The organism is Nioella sp. (genome assembly GCF_964229645.1).
Classification (GTDB): Bacteria; Pseudomonadota; Alphaproteobacteria; order Rhodobacterales; family Rhodobacteraceae; genus Nioella.
This window is the reverse complement of the sequence record NZ_CAXREX010000271.1, coordinates 1-5654: the sequence shown is the minus strand read 5'-3', so window position 1 is coordinate 5654 and position 5654 is coordinate 1. Positions and strand designations below refer to the sequence as shown.

The window sequence follows — 5654 nt, the reverse complement described above, 5'->3', positions numbered from 1 at the left end:
GCTGGAAATCCACACCATGAGCCAGGCCTTGCTGGCCACGCAGGAAGCGCTGGCGCGCGAGCAGAAGCTGACCGACCTTGGCGGCGTGGTCGCGGCAGCGGCGCATGAACTGGGCACGCCCCTGGCCACGATCAAGCTGGTTTCGACCGAACTGGCCGAAGAACTGGAGGACAATCCCGACCTTGCCGAGGACGCGCGGCTGATCCGGGAACAGGCGGATCGCTGCCGCGATATCCTGCGCGACATGGGCCGGGCCGGGAAGGACGACCTGCACATGCACAGCGCGCCCCTGGGCGCGGTGGTGCGCGAGGCGGCCGACCCCCATGTCGACCGGGGCGTTTCTGTCAATTTCGAGTTCGCCCCGCTTCCCGGAGGCGACGCGGCGCAGCCGGTCATCTTCCGGCGGCCAGAGATCATTCACGGTATTCGCAACCTCGTGCAGAACGCGGTGGATTTCGCCCATGACGATATCTGGGTCGAGGCCGAATGGGATGCCGAGGTGATCCGCCTGCGCATGACCGACGATGGCGAGGGCTATCCGCCCGACCTGATCGGACGGCTGGGCGATCCGTTCCTGCGGCGCCGCAAATCCGCGCGCGAGCTGGAAAAACGCCCCGGCTACGAGGGCATGGGCCTTGGCCTCTTCATCGCCAAGACCCTGCTGGAGCGCGCGGGCGCCACGGTCAGCTTTCGCAACGCAACCGACCCGTTCCTGCTGGCCGAGGAAAGCGGCGCGCGGCGTGGTGCGATGGTCGAGGTGAGCTGGCCCGCGCGGGTGATCCATCTGTCCGAGGACGCGGCCAAGGCCCCCCTGGGCGAAAATCGCCGCTTCCCGGTTTAACTCCGTCTTAACCATTAGGATGTTGTTATCCCTGCGACTTTCACATCGTGGGGACCGTGATGTCACTTACCGATCCGGCGACGATCCTGTTTCTTGTCGGGGTCAGCCTCGCCGCCGCCGCTTTTGCCGTGGCCATTGGCAGCTATTCCTTGCGCCGCGCCCGCGGGCCGTCGCATGTGCTGCTGCGCGGGTTCGACATTCCGCGCAGCTATGTCTTTCGCGACGGGTATCTGGTCAGCGATCATGACGAACGCGATGCGTTCCTGACCGACCCGAGCGACCGGATCGCCGCCTGGGGCGAGTTGAAGGAAAGCCTGACCGCGCTTCATCCGGAGGTGGCAACCAGGATGGAGGCGCTGCGCCAGTCGGGCGCGGCCTTCGTCGTTATCGGCCGGATCGGCAGCGATGAGCTGTCGATCAGCGGGCGTATCGCGGGCGGGCGCTGTTACCTGACGCTGGCCACGCTGGATGCAGGCAAGGACCGCCGCGCCATCGACGCGGCCGGGCTCGACGCGCTGGAAAGCGAGCTGGACCTCTTGCGCCACGCGATGAATGCGGGCGACACCGTCTTCTGGGTGGAAGATGAAACCGGTGCGATCACCTGGGCCAACCAGGCTTATTTCTCGCTCCTGTCGAAGCTGGAGCAGGAGGCCGAGGCGATGGTCTGGCCGATCCATCGCATCTTCGAGCCGGGGGCGGATGCCCCGACCGAAGAGGGAAGGACACGGCGCATGTCGCTGACCCTGCCGGGGTCGGATACCGAACTGTGGTTCGAACTCGCGTGCAGCGATTATCGGCAGGGGCGCCTGTGCGCGGCAACCCCGGCCGATCGGCTGGTGGCCGCCGAAACCTCGCTGCGCGATTTCGTCCAGACCCTGACGCGCACCTTCGCGCACTTGCCCATCGGGCTTGCCATCTTCGACAAGACCCGGCGGCTGGTGTTGTTCAACCCGGCGCTGGTGTCGCTTTCGACCCTGTCCTCGGGCTGGCTGTCCTCGCGGCCCGATCTCTTCGCCTTTCTCGACCAGCTGCGCGAAAAGCAGCGCATGCCCGAACCCAAGAATTACCAGGCCTGGCGGGCAGGTCTGGCCGAGCTGGAGAAAGCCGCGCAGGACGGCACCTACCAGGAGATGTGGACCCTGCCCAACGGCCAGACCTTCCGCGTGATAGGGCGGCCCCATGCCGATGGGGCGGTCGCCTTCCTGTTCGAGGATATCAGCCAGGAGGTGACGCTGACCCGCCAGTTCCGGGGCGACCTGGACCTCTACCAGGCGGTGATAGATGCCGATGCCGCGGCGCTGGCCGTCTTTTCCAGAAGCGGCAAGCTGATGCTGTCGAACGCGGCCTACAAGGCGCTTTGGCCCGAACGGCAAGGCAGCATCGCCGAGGCTTCGGCCAGCTGGCAGAAGACCTGCGACCCCACCCCGATCTGGGGGGATATTCGTGATTTCGTGGGCGGATACGCCGACCGCGTGGCCTGGTCGGATACGGTTCTTCGCCGTGATGGCCGGGGGTTGAAGGCCGAGATCGCCCCGCTGAAAGGGGCGGCAACGCTGGTGCGTTTCACGATCGAGACCGCGCCGCTGCCTGTCGCCAGCCAGGGGGAAACCCCGGAAGTCGAGGCCGCCGGGTAACGGCTCCGGTCGATGCCCGGTTGCGGCGGCGGGTGGCGCAGGTAAACTCGCCACCATGCAGGCCCCCGACCCCACCGATTTGCCCGTGCTCGCCGATGCCGTGATGCCCTCGCCAGAGGCAACGGCCGCACTTGCCGCGCGGCTTTCGGGCCTGCTCGGGCCCGGAGACGTGGTGCTCTTGTCTGGCGACCTTGGGGCAGGGAAAACCCATTTCGCCCGCGCGCTCATCCAGGCGCTTCAAGCCCGCCATGGCGCGCCCGAAGATGTCCCTTCGCCCAGCTTCACGCTGGTCCAGACCTACGAGGCGGGCGATGTGGAAGTCTGGCATGCCGATCTCTATCGCCTGTCCGACCCGTGGGAGGTGGATGAGTTGGGTCTTGCCGAGGCCTTCGACAACGCGATCTGCCTCGTGGAATGGCCCGACCGCCTGGGCCCGGACCTGCCCGCCGACGCGCTCCACGTCACGCTGACGATGGTGCCGGGGTCCGAGGACGCGCGCCGACTGGTGCTCTCTGCCGCGCGACCCGGAAACTGGCGCGACCGGCTTTCCAGGGTCCTGCCCCGATGAGCCCCGAAACGATGCGCTTCCTGGCCCGGCACGGGTGGCAGTCCGCCCGGCATACCCCCCTGGCCGGCGATGCGTCGGCCCGGGCCTATGTCCGTCTGACCGAAGACAGCCGCCGTGCCATCTTGATGCTGGCCCCGCCCGAGGACCGCGCCGCGTTCGACGCCTTCGTCGATATTGCCCGGCGGCTGTCGGCGCTGGGTCTCTCTGCCCCGGCCATCCATGCCACGGACCCCGCGCAGGGCCTCATGCTGCTGGAGGACCTGGGCTGCTCGGACTTCACCGCGCTGGGCGCGACGCTGCCCTGGGCGAGTGACGCGCTGGTCGATGTGCTCGTCCATCTTGCGCGCGCGGCTGATCCCTGGCCTGTCCCGGTTCTTACCCCGGCGCGCATGGCCGAGATGACGCGGATCGCCCTGCCCGGCGAGGCGGGCGAAGCCCTGGCCGAGATGGAGCAGCTTTTTGCCCGCCTCTTCGAGGCCCCGCCGGTGCCCGCGCTGCGCGATGTCCATGCCGAGAACCTGCTGTGGCTGCCAGAGCGCGCTGGCCTGGCGCGGGTGGGGCTTCTGGATTTCCAGGACGCGGTGATGGCGCCCGTTGGCTATGACCTTGTGTCCTACATCCATGATGCCCGCCGCGACGTGCCCCCGCAGATCGCGGCCTCCGCCACGCAGCGCTTTGTCGGTGCGCTGGCGCTCGACCCAGACCGCTTTGCCGCGCAGGCCGCCGCCCTGTCCTTCCAGCGCAACCTGCGCATCCTGGGCGTCTTTCGCCGCCTTGCGCACGAGCGCGGCAAGCCCGGTTACCTGTCCTTCCTGCCGCGTGTCTTTGGCCATGTCAGCCGGGCGCTCGACCATCCCGCGCTGGCGTCGCTCGCCCGCGCCATGCAGCCCCATCTTCCCGGGATCGCGCCATGAGCCTGCCCTGCATGATCCTGGCCGCGGGCTTCGGCACCCGCATGGGTGCGCTCACCAGGGACCGCCCGAAGCCGCTGATCGAGGTCGCGGGCTGCCCCCTGATCGATCATGCGCTGGACGAGGCGCGGGGCGGTGGGGCCGCGCCCATTGCCGTCAATGGCCATCACTTCGCCGACCAGATGCGCGCGCATCTTGCGCCGATGGCGGACGTAACCTTCTGCGAGGAACGCCCCGAGATCCTCGATTCGGGTGGCGGCATCCGAAACGCGCTGCCGCATCTGGGGCAGGGCGCGATATTTACGCTCAACGCCGACGCGGTCTGGACCGGGCCCAATGCGCTGCACGGGCTGGCGCGGGCCTGGGACCCGGACCGCATGGATGTGCTTGCCCTCCTGGTGCCGCTTCAGCGCGCCGTGGGGCGCAAGGGGGGCGGCGATTTCGCCATGGACGCCGCCGGGCGCATCCGCCGTGACCCGCAGGGCCACGTCTACACCGGGGCGCAGATCGTGAAGTCGGCGCTTTTCGACGACTATCCGCCGGGGCCGTTTTCGCTGCATGCGGTCTGGAAGGCTGCCATTGCGGCGGGGCGTATGTTCGCTACGCTGCACCCGGGCCACTGGGCCGATGTCGGCCACCCCGAGGGCATTGCCCTGGCCGAAGAAATGCTGAGGACCGACCCGCGTGTTTGACCCGATGGACAGCCCCCGCGTGATGGCAACGCCGCTTGGCGTCGATTTCAGCTCGGCCCTGGTCGAGGGGATCGCGGAACGGCTGGCAGGCCAGCCGCCCGAGGCGATCGCGCGGGTGGAGCTCTACGTGAACACCGCCCGGACACAGCGTCGACTGAAGGCGCTCTACGAGGCGCGCGGCGCCGGCTTCATGCCGCGGATCCGGCTGGTCACCGATCTTGCGCGCCGCCCCGACATGGCGGGCCTTCCGCCCGCCCTTCCGCCCCTGCGGCTGCGCCTGCAACTGTCGCAGCTGGTGTCCGGCCTGCTGGACCAGCAAAAAGACCTTGCGCCCCGGTCCTCGCTCTATGGCCTGTCCGACAGCCTTGCCACGCTTCTGGGCGAAATGCAGGAAGAGGGCGTCGCGCCCGAGGCCATTGCCGCGCTCGACGTGGGCGACCATGCGACCCACTGGCAGCGCACGCAGGCCTTCCTGAAGATCGTCGCACCCTATTTCGTGACGGATGCCGAACATCTGTCGGTCGAAGCGCGCCAGGCCGCCGTCGTCGACCGCCTGACCAGCCTTTGGGGCCCGGCCCCGCCCGATCACCCGATCCTCGTGGCAGGCTCGACCGGCTCTCGCGGGCCGACGGCCCGCTTCATGGCGGCAGTGGCGGCGCTGCCGCAGGGGGCGGTCATCCTGCCCGGGTTCGATTTCGATCAGCCGCGCGCGGTCTGGGACGGGCTGTTGTCGCGCCCCGATCACGACCTGACAGGGGGCGAGGATCACCCCCAGTTCCGCTTTGCCCGCTTCGCCGCGCAGGTTGGCATTCACCCCTGCGACATCCCCCGCTGGAGCCGCGACACCCCGGCCAACACGGCCCGTAACCGGCTGATTTCCCTGGCGCTTCGCCCTGCCCCGGTGACCGACCAATGGTTGCAGGAAGGCCCCGGCCTGACCGAGGTGGGCGAGGCGGCGGCAGGGCTCACGCTGGTGCAGGCCGAAAGCCCGGGGCAAGAGGCCGCGGC

Annotated in this window: 5 protein-coding genes and 1 pseudogene; all 6 read left to right on the top strand. The window is 68.8% G+C overall.

Annotation, left to right across the window (positions count from 1 at the left end; genetic code table 11):
* Positions 1–841: ATP-binding protein (locus ACEQXV_RS17755; RefSeq protein ID WP_370270279.1), on the top strand; the 841-nt coding region annotated here is incomplete at its 5' end.
* 59 nt (positions 842–900) lie between these two features.
* On the top strand, positions 901–2475 hold the full coding sequence (locus tag ACEQXV_RS17750) for a PAS-domain containing protein (protein ID WP_370252475.1): 1575 nt from the start codon (positions 901–903) through the stop codon (positions 2473–2475).
* Positions 2476–2530: 55 nt separating this feature from the next.
* Entirely contained in the window at positions 2531–3043 is a 513-nt protein-coding gene (gene tsaE / locus ACEQXV_RS17745; RefSeq protein WP_370270277.1) for a tRNA (adenosine(37)-N6)-threonylcarbamoyltransferase complex ATPase subunit type 1 TsaE, read from the top strand.
* On the top strand, positions 3040–3957 hold the full coding sequence (locus tag ACEQXV_RS17740; RefSeq protein WP_370270276.1) for an aminoglycoside phosphotransferase family protein: 918 nt from the start codon (positions 3040–3042) through the stop codon (positions 3955–3957). Before tsaE ends, ACEQXV_RS17740 begins: the two co-directional genes overlap by 4 nt.
* Positions 3954–4646, top strand: coding sequence for a nucleotidyltransferase family protein (locus tag ACEQXV_RS17735; protein ID WP_370252469.1), 693 nt, complete (start codon positions 3954–3956; stop codon positions 4644–4646). Before ACEQXV_RS17740 ends, ACEQXV_RS17735 begins: the two co-directional genes overlap by 4 nt.
* A pseudogene (locus tag ACEQXV_RS17730) lies at positions 4639–5654 on the top strand (double-strand break repair protein AddB); the annotation flags it as partial. The gene ACEQXV_RS17735 and the pseudogene ACEQXV_RS17730, both read left to right, overlap by 8 nt.

Excerpts from the sequence above, each read along its gene's own strand:
- ACEQXV_RS17750 (WP_370252475.1), top strand. The coding sequence starts at position 901 with ATGTCACTTACCGATCCGGCGACGATCCTGTTTCTTGTCGGGGTCAGC.
- tsaE (WP_370270277.1), top strand. The coding sequence starts at position 2,531 with ATGCAGGCCCCCGACCCCACCGATTTGCCCGTGCTCGCCGATGCCGTG.
- ACEQXV_RS17740 (WP_370270276.1), top strand. The coding sequence starts at position 3,040 with ATGAGCCCCGAAACGATGCGCTTCCTGGCCCGGCACGGGTGGCAGTCC.
- ACEQXV_RS17735 (WP_370252469.1), top strand. The coding sequence starts at position 3,954 with ATGAGCCTGCCCTGCATGATCCTGGCCGCGGGCTTCGGCACCCGCATG.